Consider the following 19,034-nt stretch of genomic DNA (forward strand, 5'->3'; position numbering starts at 1 on the left):
TCCTCAGTCCTGCGGGTCGGCACGGTGGCGACCCGATCTGGTGTTGGTTGCCTCTTGGCTCGCCTGCCTGGCGGCACCGCTGTGCACGAGTTCGTCGCCGCTGCCGATGCCCCAATCCTGGAATACCGCACGGGTATCGGCGCCGATGGCTGGTGCGGTCGCGCCGGGTCGCGCCGGGGTGGCCGAAAACCGCGGTGCCGCAGCGGGTTGGACCACACCGTCTCGGGTGATCACACTGCCGCGTGCGGCCAGATGCGGATGGGCTGCCGCCTCGGTGAGGCCGAGGACGGGGGCGACGCAGGCGTCGGTCCCCTCGAACAACTGAGCCCATTCGTCGCGGGTGCGCTCGGCGAATCGTTCGGCCAACATATTTCGCAGCTTCGGCCAGGTCGCCCGATCGTGCTGTTGTGCCGGGTCGATGTCGAGGTCGAGCAGTTCGAGCAGCTGCCGGTAGAACTTCGCCTCCAACGCACCGACCGCCATGTGCCGACCGTCTTTGGTCTGGTAGACGGAATAGAACGGCCAGCCGCCGTCCAATTGATTGACCCCACGCTCGTCGGTCCACGCGCCACGCGCGAGTTTGGCGAAGGTGCTCGCGAGCAGATGCGCGGTGCCGTCCACGATGGCCGCGTCGACGACCTGGCCGCGGCCGGTCCGCTCGACGGCGTACAGCGCGGCGAGCACCCCGATCACCAGATAGCAACCGCCGCCTCCGAAATCGCCGACCAGATTGAGTGGGATCTGCGGTGGTCCACCTGCGGACCCGATCGCACCCAGCGCCCCCGTGAGGGCGATGTAACCGATATCGTGCCCGGCCGCGGCGGCCAGCGGGCCGTCCTGGCCCCAACCGGTCATCCGGCCATAGACCAGCCGGGGGTTGCGAGCCAGGCATTCGTGCGGCCCGATACCGAGACGCTCGGTGACGCCCGGACGAAATCCTTCGATCAATACGTCGGCACGTTCGATCAGGTCGAGCAGTGCGGCCGGACCCGACGGGTGCTTGAGATCGAGCACCACCGAACGCTTCCCGCGATCGGTCACATTGGTCGGGCCGCTCACGTCCGGCTCATCGGCGCGTTCCGGCCGATCCACTCGGACGACCTCGGCCCCGAGATCGGCGAGGAACATCCCGGCGAAGGGACCGGGGCCGATGCCGCCGAGTTCGACCACCCGGCAGCCCGCCAGCGGACCGCCGGGCATCAGCGACCGGTCCAGATCGGTGCCCTCTTTTCCGCAAAGGCGGTGGCGCCTTCGACGGCGTCGGCGGAGGAGAACACCGGCTGTGCGATGTCGACCTGCTTGGCCCAGCCCTCCTCCAGGGTCCAGTCGGAGCTGGAACGGGCGATCTCTTTGGTCGCCGCGATGGCCAAAGGTCCGTTCGCCGTAATCGTTTCGGCGAGCGCCAAGGCGCCTTCGAGCGCGCCGCCCTCCTCGGTGAGCCGATTGACCAGGCCGATCTCGGCCGCCCGCTCGGCGCCGATCGGATCACCGGTCAGCAGCAATTCCAACGCGATCGCGTACGGCACCCGACGCGGGAGCAGCAGCGCTGCCCCGCCGCGCGCGACCAGCGACCGCTTCACCTCGGGCACACCGACGCGCGCGGTGCGGGCCGCGACCACGAGATCGCAGGCCAGCAGCAGTTCGAAGCCACCGGCGACGGCCCAACCCTCGACCGCGGCGATCAGCGGTTTGCGTGGCGGTGTCATCGTGATCCCGCACAGGCCACGGCCCTCGATCGCGGGGCTCTCTCCGCGCAGCCACGCCTTCAAATCCATTCCGGACGAGAACGTCCCGCCTGCGCCGGTGAGCACGCCCGCCCATAACTCGTCCGACTGGTCGAGCTCATCGACCGCGGCGGCCACCCCGGCCGCGACCCCGGCATTGAGCGCGTTCTTCGCCGCCGGGCGATTGATCGTTATGACCTGGACCGCGCCACGGCGCTCGACAAGCACTTCGTCCGACACATCTTCTCCTTCGCGCTGGCCGTCGATCGGCGCCGCTCACGGGCCGTTCGATTCCAGAACAGTATACTTAATTTGGTTAATTTTCCGAATTAATGCGTATACTGAATTCGTCGCGGCGGCCCTTGGCGGCCATGGCGACGCGCTCGCTACGAGGAGGTAACCGGATGCGCCGGACGCTGTTCACCCAGGACCATGAGGACTTTCGCCTCGTGGTCCGCGACTACCTCGCCCGCGAGGTGGTCCCGGAGTACGAGCAGTGGCGCGAGGCGGGCCTGGTGCCACGCGAACTGTTCACCTCGCTGGGCAAGCTCGGCATCATCGGCACCGCTATTGCGGAGGAATTCGGCGGTGGCGGTCAGGACGACTACCGCTACAACGTGGTCCTCCAGGAGGAATGCGCACGGGCGGGCGTGACGCTCGGCGGTCTGCGCACCCACCTCGACATCGTCGTACCGTACTTCCTCGGCTTGGCCGACAACGCCCAGCGGTCCCGCTGGTTCCCCGGACTGGCCTCGGGGGAGCTCTACACCGCGATCGCGATGAGCGAACCGGGTACCGGTTCGGATCTGGCGGGTGTCGCGACCAAGGCGGTTCGCGACGGCGACCATTTCGTGCTCAACGGAGCCAAGACCTTCATCACCGGCGGCTACCACGCCGACCTGGTCATCGTCGTCGCGCGGACCAGCACCGATCCGGACAATCGCCGCGCGGGCCTTTCCCTGCTGGTGGTGGCGAAGGGGATGCCGGGCTTCACCGTCGGCCGCAAACTCGACAAACTCGGTCTCACCGTGCAGGACACCGTCGAACTGTCCTTCGCCGATGTGCGCGTCCCCGTCGCCGATCTGCTCGGCGCGGAGGGCGAGGCATTCTCCTACCTCGGCCGCAATCTGGCGCAGGAGCGGCTGGCCATCTCGGTCGGCGCGGTCGCGCAGGCCAGGGCCGCGCTCGAGATGACCATCACCTACGTCCGCGACCGGACCGTATTCGGTAAACCGGTCGCGCACTTCCAGAACACCAAATTCGAACTCGCGGCCATCGCCGCCGAAGTCGAGGCCGCCCAGACCATGCTCGACGCGGCCATCACGGCATTGGTCGCCGGCGAGCTGAGTCCCGTCGACGCGGCCAAGACCAAGCTGTTCTGCACCGAGATGCAGGGCCGTGTGGTCGACCGCTGCCTGCAACTGCACGGCGGCTACGGCTACATCCTCGAATCCCCGATCGCCCGGCTCTACGCCGACGCCCGGGTCAGCCGCATCTACGGCGGCACCAGCGAGGTCATGAAGACCATTATCAGTAAATCCCTTGGCTTATAAGGAGTTTGGTATGCACATCGACGGTTCCTCGGCGCTGGTCACCGGCGGCGCTTCCGGGCTCGGCCTGGCCACCGCACGTCGGATCATCGACCGCGGCGGCCGCGTCGTCCTCGCCGACATCTCCGAGGAGCAGGGCGCCAAGGCCGTCGCCGAACTCGGCGACGCGGCAAAGTTCGTGCGCGCGGATGTGACCGACGAGGCCGAGATCTCCGCCGCCCTCGATGCCGCCGAAAAGAGCGGTCCGCTGCGTTTCGTGGTGCACTGCGCGGGCCGCGGCGGGGACCGGGTCCGGATCATCGACCGCGATCGCAACCCCGGTGATCTGGCGACCTTCGCCGAGGTCGTGCGGATCAATCTGATCGGCACCTACAACGTGCTGCGCCTGGCCGCCGCCCGCATGGCGGCGAACGAAATCGTCGACGGCGACCGCGGTGCCATCGTCCTCACCGCATCGGTTGCCGCATTCGACGGCCAGATCGGGCAGACCTCCTACACCGCTTCCAAGGCGGGCGTGCACGGTATCACCTTGGTGGGGGCCCGGGATCTGGCCAGCTGGCAGATTCGGGTGAACACCATCGCGCCGGGCATCATGGACACCCCAATGCTCGCCCGGCTGCGCGAGGACATCCGCGAAGGCCTGGCCGCCACGGTGCCGCATCCCAAGCGCCTCGGTGACGGTGACGACTACGCCCGCCTCGCTATCGAGATGCTGGAGAACCCCTACCTCAACGGCCAGACCATCCGGCTCGACGGCGCCATCCGCATGGCCCCGCGCTGACCGCCGCATCGATCGCAACCATGGAGGAGCCAGGTGACTCTCACGTCCACCGAGGAGCAGGTCGAGACCGATGAGGAGTTCCGGGCGCGCCTGCGGGCATTCCTGACCGACCATCATCCCGGCCGTCGGCCCAAGGATCCGGCCGAGCGGCTGGCCTGGCAGCAGGCCTGGCTGGCAACGCTTTTCGACGCCGGATACGCCGGTCCGAGCTGGCCGCGGGAATACGGTGGGATGGGCCTGAGCTTCGGCCGCCAGGTGATCTATCAGGAGGAGTACGCGCGGGCCCGGGTCCCGGGTCCGCTGGGGACCGGGCTCGGCATCGCCGCACCGACGATCATCAAATACGGGACGGATGAGCAGAAGCAGCGCTTCCTGGCTCCGATGTTGCGCGGCGATATGGTTTGGGCGCAGGGCTATTCTGAGCCCGGCGCCGGATCGGATCTGCCCGCGCTGCGCACCTCGGCGCGGCTCGAGGGCAGCGGTCCCGATGATCCCGATGCGGAGTATGTGGTCAACGGGCAGAAGGTGTGGAACAGCGCGGCCGATATCGCCGACATCATCTTCACCCTGGTCCGCACCGGCCCGCCGGGATCGCGGCAGGAGGGAATCAGCTATCTGCTGATCGATGCGCACGCGCCGGGCGTGAGTGTGCGGCCGCTGCGCGACATGACCGGCGACGAGCCCTTCTGCGAGATCTTCTTCAGCGATGTGCGGGTGCCGGTCGCCAACCGGATCGGCACGGAGAACGGCGGGTGGCCACTGGTGCGCACCAGCCTGGGCCATGAGCGCGCGGCCGGGGCGATGAACCAGGCCGCGATGTATCGTCGCGTACTCGACGAGCTGATCGAGCTGGCGCATGAGCGCGGGGCGACCGCGGATCCACTCGTGCGTGATCGCTTGGCGGACTTCGAGATCCGAGTATCGATCATGCGGCTGACGGGCATGCGCACGATCGCCGACATCATGGTCAAGGGCGAGCCCGGGCCCGCGTCGTCCACATCGCGGTTGTTCATCGTGACCTTCGAACAGGACCTACACGAATTCGCCGTCGATATGCTCGGCGCCTACGGTGTGCTCGGTCGGCGCGATCCGCACGCCGTACAGCGCGGGCGCTGGGTGTGGGGCTTCCTGCGCACCCGAGCCTCGACGATCGGCGCGGGAACTGCGGAGATCCAACGCAATACCATCGCCGAACAGGTGCTCGGCCTGCCGCGCGATCCGGCGATGCCGTCGGTTGGGCGGACCCGATGAGGGCGGCGCGCTGCACCGAGTACGGCGCGCCCGGTGGACTCTCGGTCGTCGAACTCGACGATCCTGCGCCCGGTCCCGGCGAAGTGCTGGTCCGCGTGCATGCCGCCGCGGTCAACTATCCGGATGTACTGCTCATCGCGAACAAATATCAGGTGTCCCTGCCGCTGCCCTTCACTCCCGGCAGTGAATTCGCCGGTGTTGTAACAGCTTTGGGTCCAGGAGTGTCCGGCCCGCCGGTGGGTTCGTCGGTGGCCGGAGCCGTGATGGGCGGTGCGTTCGCAGAACAGGTCGTGGCGCCCGCCGCGGGTTTGCGTCCGATTCCGGACGGTCTCGACATGGTCCATGGCGCCGCGTTCCACGTCACCTATGCCACCGCCTACCACTCGCTGGTCACCATCGGCCAGGGAAAAGCGGGGGAGTGGGCGCTGGTGCTCGGCGCCGCGGGCGGGGTCGGCTCGGCCACGGTCGATGTCGGCACCCGGCTGGGGTTGCATATGATCGCGGCCGCGTCGAGCGAGGATCGGCTCGTGGTCGCGCGCAAGCTCGGCGCCGAGGCCGGAATCGACTACGTTCGTGAGGATCTGAAGAAGCGGTTACGCGAAGTGACCGACGGCGAAGGTGTCCACCTGGTGATCGATCCGGTGGGCGGTGACTACTCGGAGGCCGCCTTGCGCGGACTGCGGCGCGGTGGCCGGTTCGTCACGGTCGGGTACGCCGACGGAAAGATTCCCAGCATTCCGCTGAATCTCGTACTGCTCAAGGAAGCGACCGTGCGGGGTTTCGAGATCCGGATGTTGCGACAGTACGCCAAAGATGCTGTGGCAGAGGGTGATCGGGCGCTCGCCGCGATGGTTCGCGACGGGATGCGTCCACTCGTCTCCCACGTCCATCCACTCACCGATATCGCCACCGCGTTGACCGATGTGGCCGAACGCCGCACCACCGGAAAGATCGTTCTCGATTTAACGCTTCTTCCGCCTGAAGGCGGGAGATTTCACGCTCGGACCGCAACCCCACCAACTACCCGAGGGAGGTGATCGGATTGTCTGACGTCGTCAACACATGTGGCCGCGCTCTGCCACAGCCAGAATCACTCTGGCGGCGTTCCGGTCCCGACACGCGGTAAACCCACATGCCTGGCATCGGAAAGTTCGTTCGGCGAGTTCGAGGGGCTGCTTGGCTCTCGCGAAACACCTCGAACACGTCATCGTCGTATAGGCGGGCCGCACCAACACCACCTTCCGGCCGGCCCGCACGCCACGGTTGATCAGTTCGGTCTTCGTCGCGCCGATAGCCGCGTCGGCGGCCTTGCGGGCCATCGTGGATTTGGCCAGAAACCTCGGCCTGAAATCCTCCACCGCGATCAAGTCATGGTGATCGACAACGCTTTTCGCCCACACCCGCGCCTCGTGCCGGGTTTGACGAGCATGCACGGGGGCGGCACCGCCGTGGTAATGCTGCCCCGGCGAAGCGGTCACGCCGTGCGGGCGTCGGCGCGGGTTTCCACGATATCGGCGAGGGCATTCATCGCCTGGCCCGCGACGATGCCGCCGTCGACCGGCAAGACGGTCCCGGTGATGTACCCGGACCGATCACCGGCGAGGAAGACGGTCGCTTCAGCGATATCGGTGGCGGAGCCCTCGCGTCGCAGCGGCCGGATGGTCTTGATGGCCTCGCGCAACTGCTGGGTCATCTCGTCGGCGTCTGCCAGATGGGCGAGGGTGCTGCCCATGATCGGGGTCGGAATCGCGCCCGGCGCAATGCAATTGACCCGGATGCCGTGGGCGGCGAGGTCGATGGCGGCACATTTGGTGAAGTGGATGACCCCGGCCTTCGCCGCGCGATAGGTCGCCTCGCCCGCGCCCGCCTGGATGCCGCCGATGGACGTCGTGTTGATGATCGAGCCGCCGCCGTTGGCGGCCATATACCGGGCCGCGTGCTGGGTGCCGAGCATGACGCCGAGCAGATCGACGGCCATCACCCGCTGGAAGTCGTCGAGCGGATCGTCGAGGAAGTGGGGGTACATCACGGTCGGAATACCCGCGTTGTTCAACATGATGTGCAGTCCGCCGAATTGCTCCACCGTGTAGGCGATCAGCTCTTCGATCTGCGCGGAATCCGCGACGTCGGTCTGCTTGAACAGCACCTCGGGGCCGTACTCGGCGGCCACGGCGGCACCCTGTTCGGAGTTGATATCGGCGATGACGACGCGAGCGCCCTCCTCGACGAATTTGTCGACGGTGGTGCGCCCGATGCCTGATGCGCCGCCGGTGACGATGGCAACCTTGCCGGTCAGTTCCCTTGTCATGGTGATCGATGCCTTTCGTGAGCTACCAGGTGACCGGTAGTGCGTGGACGCCATGGGCGAAGTGGTCTTCTTTGAATTCGATGTCGTCGAAGGTGGTCGCCAGCCGCAGGGCGGGATGCGGCGGTAGAGCGTGCCGTAGACGTGTTCGGGCCCGCCAACATATCGTCGATCAGGTCACCGGCAGCGGGCGATGGTCGACGGTTTCGGCCATGCCCTGGTTCTGATGGGGGAAGCCGGGACGGCGCTCGTCGGCGCTGAACCGTGGATCGGACAGGACCACCCCCTGTTCGGCGTGGCCGGTGACGAACCAGTGCGAGCTCCCGTCCCAGATCCGCACCCGCGACAGCGGTTTCGCGGCCTGCAGTTCGCGCTGCCGCTGCGGCGGCCCAAACGGGCAGCCCGCGGTCCGCGCCATCGGGAACTCGGGTGGGTCCGCGGCAATTATGGACTCGGACATGGGTTTTCCTTTCGCGGACGGTTATTCCTGGATGGTGATGACCAGTGCCGGGCAGACCGCGGCGGCCTGCCGGACGTCGGCGGCTTGGTCCTCGGGCGGGTTCGCATCGAGCAGGATGACGATTCCGTCCTCGTCGCGCTGGTCGAAGACATCGGGGGCGACGGCTACGCACTGCCCGCAGGCGACGCACTTGTCTTCGTCGATGGTGACTTTCATGGAATGCTCCTCGCTGTCAGTGCCGACTGGTCGATACCGACCGGGCGTCGATGATTTCCTGCCTGCGCAGGCGGGTCTGTTTGGGCATGTTCCAGCCGACGACGCCGGTGACCCGGCCGTCGAGGGTGTAGCGGGCGACGAATCTGCGCGCGTCGGTGGAACCGTCCACGATCTCCACGTCCGCTCCGGTCGGGAGGGTGCCGTGGACCTGGATCTTGGTGTCGAACTGATCGGTCCAGAAGTAGGGGACCGGGGTGTAGCGCTGTTCGGCGCCGAGCAGATTGGCGGCGACCGCGGCGGCCTGTTCGGTGGCGTTGGTGCGGTTCTCCATCCGGACCAGGCCGCCGACGTGGTCGTCGTGCCAACGGGCGACATCGCCGGCCGCGTAAACGCCCTGAGCCGCACGGCAATAGGAGTCGCACACCACGCCGTTGTCCAGCGTCAGTCCGCTGTCGGTCAGCCAATCGGTCGCCGGGGCCGCGCCGACCGCGACCGCCACGACATCGGCGGGCAGTTCCGCACCGGTATCCAGTCGCACGCCACCGACCCGGGCGCCGTCGTGGATGAACTCGCTGACGCCGGTGCCGAGCCGCAACCGCACCCCGTGTTCGGTGTGCAGATCGCCGAGCAGCGGTGCGATCACCGGGCCGAGCTGTCCGGCCATGGGGGCCAACAGTGGGCCGACCACTGTGACGTCCACGCCCATTGTCCTTGCGGTGGCGGCGATTTCGGAGCCGAGCACGCCTTCACCGACGACCACGAGCCGAGTGGCGCGCAGCAGATCCGCACGCAGGGCGATCGCGTCTTCGAGGGTGCGCAGCACGTGCACACCGGCCAGGGCATCCGCGCCGGGCAGGGTGCGGGCGCGCACTCCGGTGGCGATTACGACGGCGTCGGCCTGTACGGACAGTCCGGATTCGGCGTGCACGATGTGGTTCACCGGGTCGAGGGCGACCGCGGTCTCGCCGAGGACCAGGTCCATCGGCATCGCGGCCAGGTGGGTGGTGGGGCGCAGTTGCGCCTTCTCGGGTTCCCAGACACCGGCCAGGATCTGCTTGGACAGCGGCGGCCGGTCGTAGGGGAGTTCGGGTTCGGCGCCGAGGATAGTAATGCTGCCCCGATATCCGTTGCGCAGCAAGGCTTCCGCCGTGGACAGTCCGGCCGCCGAGGCGCCGACTACCAGTACGCTCTCGGGTACATGCATGGCTGACTCTCTTTCGTAGTTTCTCGTGGTTGGGTCAGACGAGCTGCAGGCGCCTGCGCAGCAGCGCGGCGCCCGCACCGAGCGAGACCAGACCCATGCCGACGCAGGTGACTATCTGCTGGACACCATCGAGGCCGAGGCTGTCGGCCACCGGTTCGAAGCCGACCGCCAGCGCGATGGCGAGGTTGAACAGGAACAGGAACCAGAGGGTGGGCTTCGCGGAGAGCAGCGTCTGTACGGACTTCATGGCGATTCCTTCGAGATCGGTTAACGTCTGGCGTCAACGATTCCGGCTGCCGCTCGTCGCAACGAGGGAGCGCGGTCCCGAAGTCGGGGTGTACCTGGCTACACCCCTCGGCGGTACCGCGCTACACCGTCGGCGGGCGCCGCGTCGCATAGCCTGGTCACATGCGGAAAACGGTGCGACAGGCGGCGCGGGCAACCGTGCAGCTGGCCAATGCCGCGGCGCTGGCCTTCGGCTCGTACCTGTTCATCGCCATGCTGTTGCTGACGCTGGCCGGTGCGCTGTCGCTGGTCGGTATCGGGATGGTGCCGGTGACGGTCCAGCTGGTGCGCCAGTTCGCGGGCAGCAAGCGGCGCCAGGTGGCGGTGTGGACCGGCCGCCCCGTCCCGGAGGCGTATTCGCCGATCAGTGGCTCGCTACGGCAGAGCCTGCGCGCTGTCGTGCGCGACCCGACCACGCTCGCCGACCTGCGCTGGATGTTGGCCTACTACTTCTACGGCGCCCTGGCCTATCTGGCGATACCGCTGTGGCTGATCGGCTTACCCGCCGACGGCGTGTGGTGCGGTCTGCTCGGCCGAAAAGCGTTGGTGCTCCCCATGATCGGTCGACTGGCCGATCTGGACGCCGAATGGTCGCGGTCGCTGTTGCGACCCCCGCCCAAGGCATGGCTCGCGGCACGGGTCGACGAACTGACGCAGACCCGCGCCAGTGCGATCGCCGCACACGGCGCCGAACTGCGCCGGATCGAACGCGATCTGCACGACGGCACGCAGGCACGGCTGGTATCGCTGTCCATGCGGATCGGTCTGGCGAAGCGCGCCATGGACCGCGATCCCGCGAACGCGCGCAAGCTGCTCGACGAGGCACAGCAACTGACCGAGGAAGCCCTGACGGAACTGCGCCACATCGTGCGGGTGATCCATCCGCCGATCCTCACCGACCGCGGTCTCGCCGGAGCCATCCTGGCACTCGCGACCGACAGCGGTCTCGATGTCACCGTTGACGTGGACGAGATGTCGCAGGGGCCGCGCGCCCCGGCGGCGGTGGAGGCGGCGGCATATTTCGTCGTCGCCGAGGCATTGACCAATGTGGCCAAACACAGCGGGGCCGAGCGCGCCGAGGTCCGAATCATCCGGATACACAACGGTTTACGCGTGTCGGTGCGCGACGAGGGCCGAGGCGGAGTCGAGGATATGTTGCGGGGCAACGGTTTCGAGGCGGCGGGGTCCGGTGTGCTCGGCATGCGGCGTCGGGTCGCCGCGCTCGACGGAACCTTTACTGTGACCAGCCCCGTCGGGGGCCCTACCGAAATCGAGGTGGAATTGCCGTGCGCGTGGTGATGGCCGAGGACAATGCCCTGCTACGGGAAGGACTCGTCCTATTGCTGACCTCGGCCGGACACGAGGTCGTGGCCGTGGCGGGCAGCGGACCGGAGATCCTGCCCGCATTGCTGACCCACCGCCCGGATATCGCGGTACTCGATGTCCGGCTGCCACCGGCCTTCCGGGACGAGGGTCTGCGCGCCGCACTGGCCGCGCGCAAGGAATTGCCTGGATTGCCGGTGCTCGTGCTCTCGCAGTACGTCGAGGAATCCTATGCCGCCGAATTGCTCGGCGGCGGGGCCAGCGGGGTCGGCTATCTGCTCAAGGATCGGGTGGGGCGCGTCGACGAATTCCTGGAGGCGCTGGACCGGGTCGCGGCCGGCGGCACCGCACTCGACCCGGAGGTGGTGAGTCAACTGCTGACCCGCCGCCGGAATTCACCCCTGGACTCGCTGACTCCGCGGGAGCGCGAGGTGCTCGAACTGATGGCGGCCGGACACGACAACGCGACCATCGCCGAGACACTCGTCGTCACCGAACGTGCGGTGAGCAAGCACATCGGCAATGTCTTCCAGAAGCTCGGCCTGCCGACTACCGATAGCGGACACCGCCGGGTGCTGGCGGTACTCGCATTCCTCAATAACGCCTAGCGGGAGCACGAGCGCCCCGTCCAGAGACCTGCGGCAGGTTTTGAGTATGGGAACGGTGTCACTCGATGGTGATGGCGCGCTCCGGACAGGCCATTTCGCCCTCGCGCGCCGCATCCTCGAGATCCGCGGGCACCTCACCTGCGAAGGGCAGCGCGTAACCGTCGTCATCGAGTTCGAACAACTCCGGTGCCGCGGCCGCGCACCGGGCATGTCCGGAACACAGCGAACTGTCGATCGTGATCTTCATCGAACAACTCCGTTCTCGAGAGTAGAGATTTCGCCGAGATCCATCGGCCCGGTGTAGGCGATGGCCAGCAGTTCCGAGCGGTCGACGCCCGCTTCGGCCGCGACCTGCTGGCACGCCACCAGATCCTTGCGTAGGAAAGGGCTGACGGTTTCGGCACACTGATCAGGACGGCCGACGGCCGCGATATGACGGCCCGCATTGCCGTCGGCGCTGACCACGAGGGCTTCGAGCAGGGCGCTGTCCTCGATCCCTACCGCGTCGGTTGTTCGCTGGCTGCGCTCGCTCATGGCTTGGTGGTCGACCCCGCATCGACGGTGAACTGCAGTCCGGTCACGTACCGCGCTTCGTCGGAGGCGAGGAACAGCACGGCATTGGAGATATCCCGCGGCTCGACGTGCGTGTGCAGCGTGTTCATCGCGGCCAGCGCGAACAGCGGCTCGCGTTCGGCCAGCTCCTCCATCGGCACGCCCACCGTGATGCCGGTGTCGCTGACGCCGGTGGGATGTACGGTGTTCACCCGAATCCGGTGCTTGGCAAGCTCATTGGACAGCGCCTTCATCAGGCCGACCACACCGTGCTTGCTCGCCACGTAGTGGGCGTAGGGCACATGCCCACGGATACCCGCGGCCGAGCTGGTGATGATGATCGATCCACCGGCATCGGCGGCGATCATGCCGGGCACCGCGGCACGCACGGTATTCCACACGCCCTTGAGGTTGACGTCCATGGTGACGTCCCATTCCTCCTCGGATAATTCCCACGCGCTACCGGAACTCATCACCCCGGCATTGGCGACAATCGTGTCGAGGTGACCGAATTCGGCCGTCGCCGCGTCGACCGCGGCCCGCATATCGCTGAGCGAGCGCACGTCGGCCTGGAGGGTGACGCATCGCCCGCCGACGGCCTCGACCAGTTTCGCGGTCTCCTCGAGCTGTTCCTTCGTCGCCAGCGGATAGGGCAGCGCCTTGCTGATCTCCTGGCAGACATCGGTGATCACGACGGCGGCCCCCTCTTCCGCCAGCCGCACCGCATGCGAGCGGCCCTGGCCGCGCCCAGCTCCGGTGATGAGTGCGACCTTGCCCTCTACACGCCCCATACCAACCTCAGTTCCTTTGTTGTGCAATGCTTTCCGCGTATCTGACCGACGTGGCCGGTCAGCAGCCGAGCAGGTCGGCGGCGGCCTCGCGCAGTGCGCGCAGCCGGGTTTCGAGCAGCGCACGCTCGGCGGCGTCGGCCGCACCGAGTTCGGGCAGCCGCGCCTCCACCTCGCCGATCTCCTCCCGCAGGCGGCCGTAGGCCTCCTCGCGGGTCAGCAGGTCCAGTTCCGTCCAGTCGGAGCGCTCCGACTCGGGCTTGCGACTCATGCGGGGATGTTATACAGCCGACGGGTGTTGAGCTCGACCATCTGATGCACTTCGTCGTCCGGTACGTCGGCGAGCACTTCGGCCGCGTAGGCACGGCTCTTGGGCCAGTACGAGTCCGAGTGCGGGTAGTCGCATTCCCAGGTGATGCGCTCGACGCCGATGTGGTGGCGCACCTCGATGCCGAACCGGTCGTCGATGAAGCAGCCGTGGAAATGCTTCTTGAACAGGTCCGATGGCCGTACATCCTGATTGATGTTCTGGTAGAAGCGGTGCCGCTCCCACGTTCCGTCCATCCGCTCCAACATGTACGGCATCCAGCCGATGCCGCCTTCGGACAAACCGACCTTCAGCTTGGGGTGCCGATGGAACACCGGCGAGAACAACAGGTCCGCGGTGGCGAACATGGAGTTGCAGCCGAACAGCGAGATGGTCACCGCGAACGGGGCCTCCTCGGAGGTCTTCGGCGGTTTGCCGGAGGTGCCGAAGTGCAGGCACAGCGGCATATCGGTCTCCTCGAGCGCGGAGAACATCGGATCCCAGTAATCGCTGTAGAACGACGGCAATCCCAATGGCGCCGGATTCTCCGGGAAGGAGATCGCCTTCGAACCCTTGGCGGCGACTCGGCGGATCTCCGCGACGCACGCCTGTACATCCCACAGCGGCAGAATGCTCAGCGGGATGAGGCGGTCAGCCGGACCGGCCGTGCACCACTCGTCGAGCACGAAGTCGTTCCACGCCTGTACACACAGCAGCGCGAGTTCCTTGTCCTGGCCCTCCAGGAATACCGTGCCCGCGAAGCGCGGGAACGATGGGAAGCACAGCGCGCCCCAGACGCCGTCGAGGTCCATATCGCGCAGCCGGGCCTTCGGGTCGTAGCAGCCCGGGATCATCTCGTCGTAGCGGGTCGGCTCGGTGCCGAACTCCTCGGGCTTCTTACCCGCGACGGCATTCAGGCCGATATACGGATAGACGCGGTCCTCATAGGTCCACACCTCCGCGGGTGCGGCGCTGCCCGCCCGAGCCTGCTCCACGATCCGCGGACCGGCCTCCCGGTACTTCGCTGGCAACCGGTCCACCCACAGCCGCGGGGGCTCGATCAGGTGGTCATCGGTCGACAGCAGCTTCATCCATGGCTGCAATGGCATCGTTGTGCTCCCTCGTCCAGATCGCGGCGCGCCGGGGAACCGCCTCCCGGAGGGGGCTTGCTCCGCCCTCGACACACGCAGTGCAGAGCCGAAAGCCAGCTGTGCGCTGGCCCACAAACTCTATATCACTCGGTATATTGTGTACACCTGATTACTTCTCACTCAGCGGAAACTATGCCTTTGTCAACTAATCAGGGAATATTCAGTCTACCCATTTCCGACTGAACTCACTATGCTCATGGCACCAGCTCGCCGGGATCGTGCGGCCGCGCCGTGTCCACGCCCAGCGCCGGAGTGGATCCGCGCCCGCATTCGAGGACTCCCGCCGCGCCGCGAGAGTCGATGGAAGGAAAACCCCACGATGGGTCGAGTACAGGACAAAGTCGTCTTCATTACCGGAGCCGCCCGCGGCCAGGGGCGCGCACACGCGCTGCGGCTGGCGGAAGAGGGCGCCGACATCATCGCCGTGGATCTGTGCGAGAACATCGCCACCAACGGCTACGCATTGGCGAGTCAGGACGATCTCGATGAAACCGCCCGCCTGGTGGACAAGCTCGGGCGGCGCATCGTCGCTCGCAAGGCCGATGTGCGCGATCCCGCCGCGCTGAAGGCGGCGGTGGCCGAGGGCGTGGCCGAGTTCGGTCGGCTCGACGGCGTGGTCGCACAAGCCGGTATCGCCCCGTTGGGGCCGCAGGACAGTGCGCTGGCCTTCATCGATGCCATCACTGTCGACTTCAACGGCGTCGTCCACGCCGTCGAGGCCGCGCTGCCGCATCTGAAGGCCGGTGCCTCGATCGTCGCGACCGGATCGATCGCGGCATTGATTCCCGCGAGTGTCGACAACCCGGCCAACGGTCCCGGCGGCCTCGGTTACTCCTTCGCCAAGCGCACCGTCGCCGCCTTCATCCACGATCTCGCGACCGTGCTGGCATCCCGGCAGATCAGGGCGAATGCGGTGCACCCGACGAACGTCAATACCGACATGCTCAACAACGAGCTGATGTACCGCTCGTTCCGGCCCGATCTGGAGAATCCGACGCGCGAGGACGCCTTGGTTTCCTTCCCCGCGACCACTGGCATGGGTAACCCCTACGTCGAGCCGGAGGACATCGCCGACGCCGTGCTCTTTCTGATTTCCGAGGAATCCCGCTGGGTCACCGGCATGCAGATGCGCGTCGACGCGGGAGGTTACGTCAAGAAGCGCCCCCAACTGCCGACGTTCTGACCGGGTGGGTGGGCAGTGGTCGGCTGCCCACCCACCGCTTTCAGGGTCGGGCCGAGCGCGCCACATACCGCGCGATCACATTGCGCTGAATCTCGTTGGTGCCCTCACCGATTTCGAGAATCTTGGCATCGGCATAGAAGCGCGAGATCTTCGACTCGCGCATATAGCCGTACCCGCCGTGGATCTGGACGCTGGCGCTGGCCGCGCGATTGGCCACCTCGGAGGCGTACAACTTGGCCATGGCCGCCGCCTGGCCGAACGGCCTGCCCTGGTCGGCGAGCCACGCGGCGCGATAGACGAGGCCACGGGCCGCTTCGACCTCGGTGGCCATATCGGCGAGCTTGTGCTGTACCGCCTGGAACGCCGAGAGCGTCTTGCCGAACTGCTCGCGCTGGGAGGCGTGGGTGGCTGCGAGATCGAGCGCCTCTTGGGCCAGCGATAGTGCCAATGCGGCGACGCTGATGCGGCCGCCGTCGAGCACATCGAGGAACTGCCGCAGCCCGTTGCCCTCGTCGCCGATCAGGTTCTCGCCCGGAATCCAGCAATCGTCGAAGATCAGCTCCCGCGAATCCATCGCATGCCAGCCGAGCTTCTTCATCGGATGGCCGACGCTGTAGCCCGGCGTGCCGGTCGGCACGAAAAACGTTCCGTACCTTCTGGTTCCGTCATCGTCGGTGCCGGTCACCGCGAGAATCGTGACACCGAGGCTGATCTCGGTGCCGGCATTGGTGATGAACATTTTGGTGCCGTTGATGAGCCATCCGTCACCGTCACGCTTTGCGGTGGTCCGGATGCCGGCCGCATCCGAGCCCGCGGTCGGTTCGGTCAGTCCGAAGGCGCCGATATGGGTACCGCTCGCGAGCGGTGTCAGCCATTTGGCCTTCTGTTCGGTGGTGCCGAAGGTGGCCAGGGGGAGTGAGGCGATGGTGGAGTGGGCGTTCCAGCAGGCGGCCAGTGACTGATCCGCCGCGCCGATCATCTCCATGGCGGCCACGTAGGAGACGAACCCGGCATCGGTGCCGCCGTACTCGGGTGCGACGAGCAGCCCGGTGAGGTCCAACTCGCCCATTTTCAAGAAGACCTCGGACGGGAATCGTTCCTGCTCCGACCAGGACCCGGCGTGCGGCTCGATCTCCCGTTCGGCGAAGTCACGGCACAGCTTCTGTAGCTCGATCGCCTCGGCGGGCAGGTCTAGATCCATGGCGAGTCCGTCCTGTCATCTGGTCGCCAACAGCGACTCTTGTTTTTTCGAACACTCGGTATAATATTGACCATCGGTGCCGCACGTCAACCGTCGCACCGAGTGCGAGGCCGTCGAGCGATCGGTGAGAAATCCATGACAATGACTGAATCCAACTTGCGGACAACGGACTCGGGGAATGCGGCGACGCTGACCGAGATGTACCGGAGAATGCTGACGATTCGGCGGTTCGAAGAGCGCGCCGCTCGGCTCTACCGCGACAGCCGGATACCCGGATTCCTGCACCTTTCCATCGGTCAGGAGGCATCCGCGGTCGGCGCCTGCTGGCCATTGGACGACCGGGATGTCGTGACCTCGACCCATCGCGGCCACGGCCACTGCATCGCCAAGGGCCTCGATGTCGACGGTATGTTCGCCGAGCTGATGGGCAAGGAGACCGGAACCTGCAAGGGCCGCGGTGGCTCCATGCACATCGCGGATCCGCGCAAGGGGATCTTCGGTGCGAACGGCATTGTGGGCGCGGGCCTCCCGATCGCGGTCGGCGCCGGTACCGCCGCCCAGTTACGCCGGGGCGGTGGCGTGGTCGTCGCCTTCTTCGGCGACGGCGCCATCGCACAGGGTGTGTTCCATGAATCGGTCAACCTGGCCGCGGTGTGGGACCTGCCCGTCATCTTCTTCTGCGAGAACAACGGCTACTCCGAATTCTCCGCGGCGGCCGACCAGCACCGGGCGACCCTGCGCGAGCGCGCGGCGGGCTACGGCGTCGAATACCACGGGGTGGACGGCAACGATGTCGTGCAGGTCGCGGCGTTACAGCGCGAGTTGGTTGCGCGGCTGCGCGCCGGGGCGGGACCGATGATCGTCGAGGCCACCACCTACCGCTGGCACGGGCACTACGAGGGCGATCCCGAAAGCTACCGGGACGCCGAAGAACTCGCCGAATGGAAGAAACGCGATCCGCTGATCCTGCTCGGCGACACCATGCGCGGACGCGGGCTGGCCGAGCAACTGGCTGCCGTCGAGCGCGAGGTCGATGCGGTGATCGAGCGCGCGGTCGAGCAGGCCACCGCCGCACCGTATCCCGCCGCCGAGACGGTCGGCGATTTCGTCACGACGCCACGCGCCGAAATACCGGAACCGGCGACGCCGACCGGCGGAACGCTGAAGATCATGCATGCCATCACCAATGCGCTGACCCGCGAGCTCGAAGACGATCCGACCGTCTTCCTGGCGGGTATCGATGTCGGAAAAGGCGGCAATGTCTACGGTCTGACTCGCGGTCTGGCCGAGAAATTCCCGGGCCGCGTCCGTGACACCCCGATTTCCGAAAGCGCGATCATGGGGACCGCGGTGGGTGCGGCGATGGCGGGCTACCGCCCGGTCGTCGAACTGATGTACTTCGACTTCATCGGTGTCTGCCTGGATCAATTGATGAACCAGGCGGCCAAATTGCGCTTCATGACCGGCGGCGCGGTGACCATGCCCCTGGTCGTGCGCACCCAGTTCGGCGCGGGCAAATCCTCCGGCAGTCAGCATTCCCAGAGTCTGGAGGGTCTGCTCGCGCATATCCCGGGCTTGACGGTGGTGATGCCGTCGACTCCGGCCGACACCTATGGCTTACTGCGGGCCGCGATCCAAGATCCCAATCCGGTGATCTTCATCGAGAACCGCCTGCTGTACGGCAAGAAGGGGCCCGAGCCTTCGACGGATCACCTTGTGCCACTCGGCAAAGCGATCGTGCGACGTCCGGGTGTGGACGCGACCGTGGTGTCGTACTCGAAGATGATGTACGACTGCCTCGCCGTCGCCGATCGCCTGTCCGCCGAGGGCATCGAGGTCGAGGTCATCGACCTGCGGACCATCAGTCCCCTGGACTTCGATACCGTACTGACCTCGTTGCGAAAGACGAATCGTCTGGTGGTCGTGCACCAGGCCGTCGGTGAATTCGGCGTCGGCGCCGAATTGGCCGCGCGTGCCGTCCGCGAGGGATTCTGGTACCTGGACGCGCCGGTGATCCGGGTGACCGCCGGAGCGACACCCGCGCCGTACACTCCCGTGCTGGAGCAGATCTGGCTGCCCGATCAGGCACGCATCGAGGCCGCGATCCGCGAATCGCTGGACGCCCACCCGTGACAGACGCCGACA

The 19,034-nt window shown here is 66.8% G+C and carries 22 protein-coding genes; 8 read left to right on the forward strand and 14 right to left on the reverse strand.

Annotated elements, in window-relative coordinates; translation table 11 throughout:
* Positions 1-3: 3 nt before the first annotated feature.
* Positions 4-1,200: a CaiB/BaiF CoA-transferase family protein gene (locus tag AB0L58_RS16750; protein WP_364387372.1), complete on the reverse strand. Its 1,197-nt coding sequence runs from the start codon at positions 1,198-1,200 to the stop codon at positions 4-6.
* Entirely contained in the window at positions 1,200-1,964 is a 765-nt protein-coding gene (locus AB0L58_RS16755; RefSeq protein WP_364387374.1) for a crotonase/enoyl-CoA hydratase family protein, read from the reverse strand. The genes AB0L58_RS16750 and AB0L58_RS16755 overlap by 1 nt, the downstream gene beginning before the upstream one ends.
* Before the next feature lie 164 nt (positions 1,965-2,128).
* Between AB0L58_RS16755 and AB0L58_RS16760 the strand changes: the two genes are divergently transcribed.
* Genes AB0L58_RS16760 through AB0L58_RS16775 form a run of 4 tightly spaced genes read left to right on the forward strand, consistent with a single transcriptional unit; the run spans position 2,129 to position 6,343 of the window.
* Positions 2,129-3,277: an acyl-CoA dehydrogenase family protein gene (locus tag AB0L58_RS16760; protein WP_364387376.1), complete on the forward strand. Its 1,149-nt coding sequence runs from the start codon at positions 2,129-2,131 to the stop codon at positions 3,275-3,277.
* 10 nt (positions 3,278-3,287) lie between these two features.
* Positions 3,288-4,055, forward strand: a complete 768-nt coding sequence (locus AB0L58_RS16765; RefSeq protein WP_364387378.1) for an SDR family NAD(P)-dependent oxidoreductase — start codon at positions 3,288-3,290, stop codon at positions 4,053-4,055.
* 33 nt (positions 4,056-4,088) lie between these two features.
* Positions 4,089-5,306, forward strand: coding sequence for an acyl-CoA dehydrogenase family protein (locus AB0L58_RS16770; RefSeq protein ID WP_364387380.1), 1,218 nt, complete (start codon positions 4,089-4,091; stop codon positions 5,304-5,306).
* Complete coding sequence (locus AB0L58_RS16775) at positions 5,303-6,343, forward strand: NADPH:quinone oxidoreductase family protein (protein WP_364387382.1); 1,041 nt, start codon at positions 5,303-5,305, stop codon at positions 6,341-6,343. Before AB0L58_RS16770 ends, AB0L58_RS16775 begins: the two co-directional genes overlap by 4 nt.
* Before the next feature lie 18 nt (positions 6,344-6,361).
* Here AB0L58_RS16775 and AB0L58_RS16780 read toward each other — a convergent pair whose 3' ends face one another.
* The 6 genes from AB0L58_RS16780 to AB0L58_RS16805 form a co-directional block, all read right to left on the reverse strand.
* Positions 6,362-6,784: a transposase gene (locus AB0L58_RS16780; RefSeq protein WP_364387384.1), complete on the reverse strand. Its 423-nt coding sequence runs from the start codon at positions 6,782-6,784 to the stop codon at positions 6,362-6,364.
* Positions 6,781-7,614, reverse strand: a complete 834-nt coding sequence (locus AB0L58_RS16785) for an SDR family oxidoreductase (protein ID WP_364387386.1) — start codon at positions 7,612-7,614, stop codon at positions 6,781-6,783. The genes AB0L58_RS16780 and AB0L58_RS16785 overlap by 4 nt, the downstream gene beginning before the upstream one ends.
* Positions 7,615-7,783: 169 nt before the next feature.
* On the reverse strand, positions 7,784-8,071 hold the full coding sequence (locus AB0L58_RS16790; RefSeq protein WP_364387388.1) for a hypothetical protein: 288 nt from the start codon (positions 8,069-8,071) through the stop codon (positions 7,784-7,786).
* 21 nt (positions 8,072-8,092) lie between these two features.
* Complete coding sequence (locus tag AB0L58_RS16795) at positions 8,093-8,287, reverse strand: ferredoxin (RefSeq protein ID WP_364387390.1); 195 nt, start codon at positions 8,285-8,287, stop codon at positions 8,093-8,095.
* Between the two features lie 16 nt (positions 8,288-8,303).
* Complete coding sequence (locus AB0L58_RS16800; protein ID WP_364387392.1) at positions 8,304-9,491, reverse strand: FAD-dependent oxidoreductase; 1,188 nt, start codon at positions 9,489-9,491, stop codon at positions 8,304-8,306.
* Between the two features lie 34 nt (positions 9,492-9,525).
* Positions 9,526-9,738, reverse strand: coding sequence for a hypothetical protein (locus AB0L58_RS16805; RefSeq protein WP_364387394.1), 213 nt, complete (start codon positions 9,736-9,738; stop codon positions 9,526-9,528).
* A 161-nt stretch (positions 9,739-9,899) separates the two neighbouring features.
* On the opposite strand from AB0L58_RS16805, the gene AB0L58_RS16810 reads away from it, so the two are divergent.
* Positions 9,900-11,075: a histidine kinase gene (locus AB0L58_RS16810; protein ID WP_364387396.1), complete on the forward strand. Its 1,176-nt coding sequence runs from the start codon at positions 9,900-9,902 to the stop codon at positions 11,073-11,075.
* The gene (locus AB0L58_RS16815; protein WP_364387398.1) at positions 11,063-11,707 is read left to right on the forward strand and encodes a response regulator transcription factor; all 645 of its coding nucleotides are present in this window, start codon (positions 11,063-11,065) and stop codon (positions 11,705-11,707) included. Before AB0L58_RS16810 ends, AB0L58_RS16815 begins: the two co-directional genes overlap by 13 nt.
* Positions 11,708-11,765: 58 nt before the next feature.
* Here the strand turns inward: AB0L58_RS16815 and AB0L58_RS16820 are convergent, their stop codons facing one another.
* The 5 genes from AB0L58_RS16820 to AB0L58_RS16840 are packed head-to-tail and all read right to left on the reverse strand — an operon-like array spanning position 11,766 to position 14,463.
* Positions 11,766-11,954 (reverse strand): ferredoxin, encoded by a 189-nt coding sequence (locus tag AB0L58_RS16820; RefSeq protein ID WP_040701289.1) that lies wholly within the window; start codon positions 11,952-11,954, stop codon positions 11,766-11,768.
* Entirely contained in the window at positions 11,951-12,241 is a 291-nt protein-coding gene (locus AB0L58_RS16825) for a hypothetical protein (RefSeq protein WP_364387401.1), read from the reverse strand. Before AB0L58_RS16825 ends, AB0L58_RS16820 begins: the two co-directional genes overlap by 4 nt.
* The gene (locus tag AB0L58_RS16830; RefSeq protein WP_364387403.1) at positions 12,238-13,050 is read right to left on the reverse strand and encodes a mycofactocin-coupled SDR family oxidoreductase; all 813 of its coding nucleotides are present in this window, start codon (positions 13,048-13,050) and stop codon (positions 12,238-12,240) included. The genes AB0L58_RS16825 and AB0L58_RS16830 overlap by 4 nt, the downstream gene beginning before the upstream one ends.
* 58 nt (positions 13,051-13,108) lie before the next feature.
* Complete coding sequence (locus AB0L58_RS16835) at positions 13,109-13,318, reverse strand: hypothetical protein (protein WP_364387405.1); 210 nt, start codon at positions 13,316-13,318, stop codon at positions 13,109-13,111.
* A complete protein-coding gene (locus AB0L58_RS16840) occupies positions 13,315-14,463 on the reverse strand; it encodes an amidohydrolase family protein (RefSeq protein WP_364387407.1) in 1,149 nt (382 codons plus the stop codon). Before AB0L58_RS16840 ends, AB0L58_RS16835 begins: the two co-directional genes overlap by 4 nt.
* Before the next feature lie 361 nt (positions 14,464-14,824).
* Here AB0L58_RS16840 and AB0L58_RS16845 point away from each other — a divergent pair, with 361 nt between their 5' ends.
* The gene (locus AB0L58_RS16845) at positions 14,825-15,688 is read left to right on the forward strand and encodes a mycofactocin-coupled SDR family oxidoreductase (RefSeq protein WP_357465920.1); all 864 of its coding nucleotides are present in this window, start codon (positions 14,825-14,827) and stop codon (positions 15,686-15,688) included.
* A gap of 40 nt (positions 15,689-15,728) precedes the next feature.
* On the opposite strand, the gene AB0L58_RS16850 is transcribed toward AB0L58_RS16845, so the two are convergent.
* The gene (locus AB0L58_RS16850; protein WP_364387409.1) at positions 15,729-16,889 is read right to left on the reverse strand and encodes an acyl-CoA dehydrogenase family protein; all 1,161 of its coding nucleotides are present in this window, start codon (positions 16,887-16,889) and stop codon (positions 15,729-15,731) included.
* A 39-nt stretch (positions 16,890-16,928) separates the two neighbouring features.
* On the opposite strand from AB0L58_RS16850, the gene AB0L58_RS16855 reads away from it, so the two are divergent.
* Positions 16,929-19,022: a dehydrogenase E1 component subunit alpha/beta gene (locus tag AB0L58_RS16855; RefSeq protein ID WP_364387411.1), complete on the forward strand. Its 2,094-nt coding sequence runs from the start codon at positions 16,929-16,931 to the stop codon at positions 19,020-19,022.
* Positions 19,023-19,034: the final 12 nt, after the last annotated feature.

The organism is Nocardia sp. NPDC052112, assembly GCF_040680135.1.
GTDB lineage: Bacteria > Actinomycetota > Actinomycetes > Mycobacteriales > Mycobacteriaceae > Nocardia.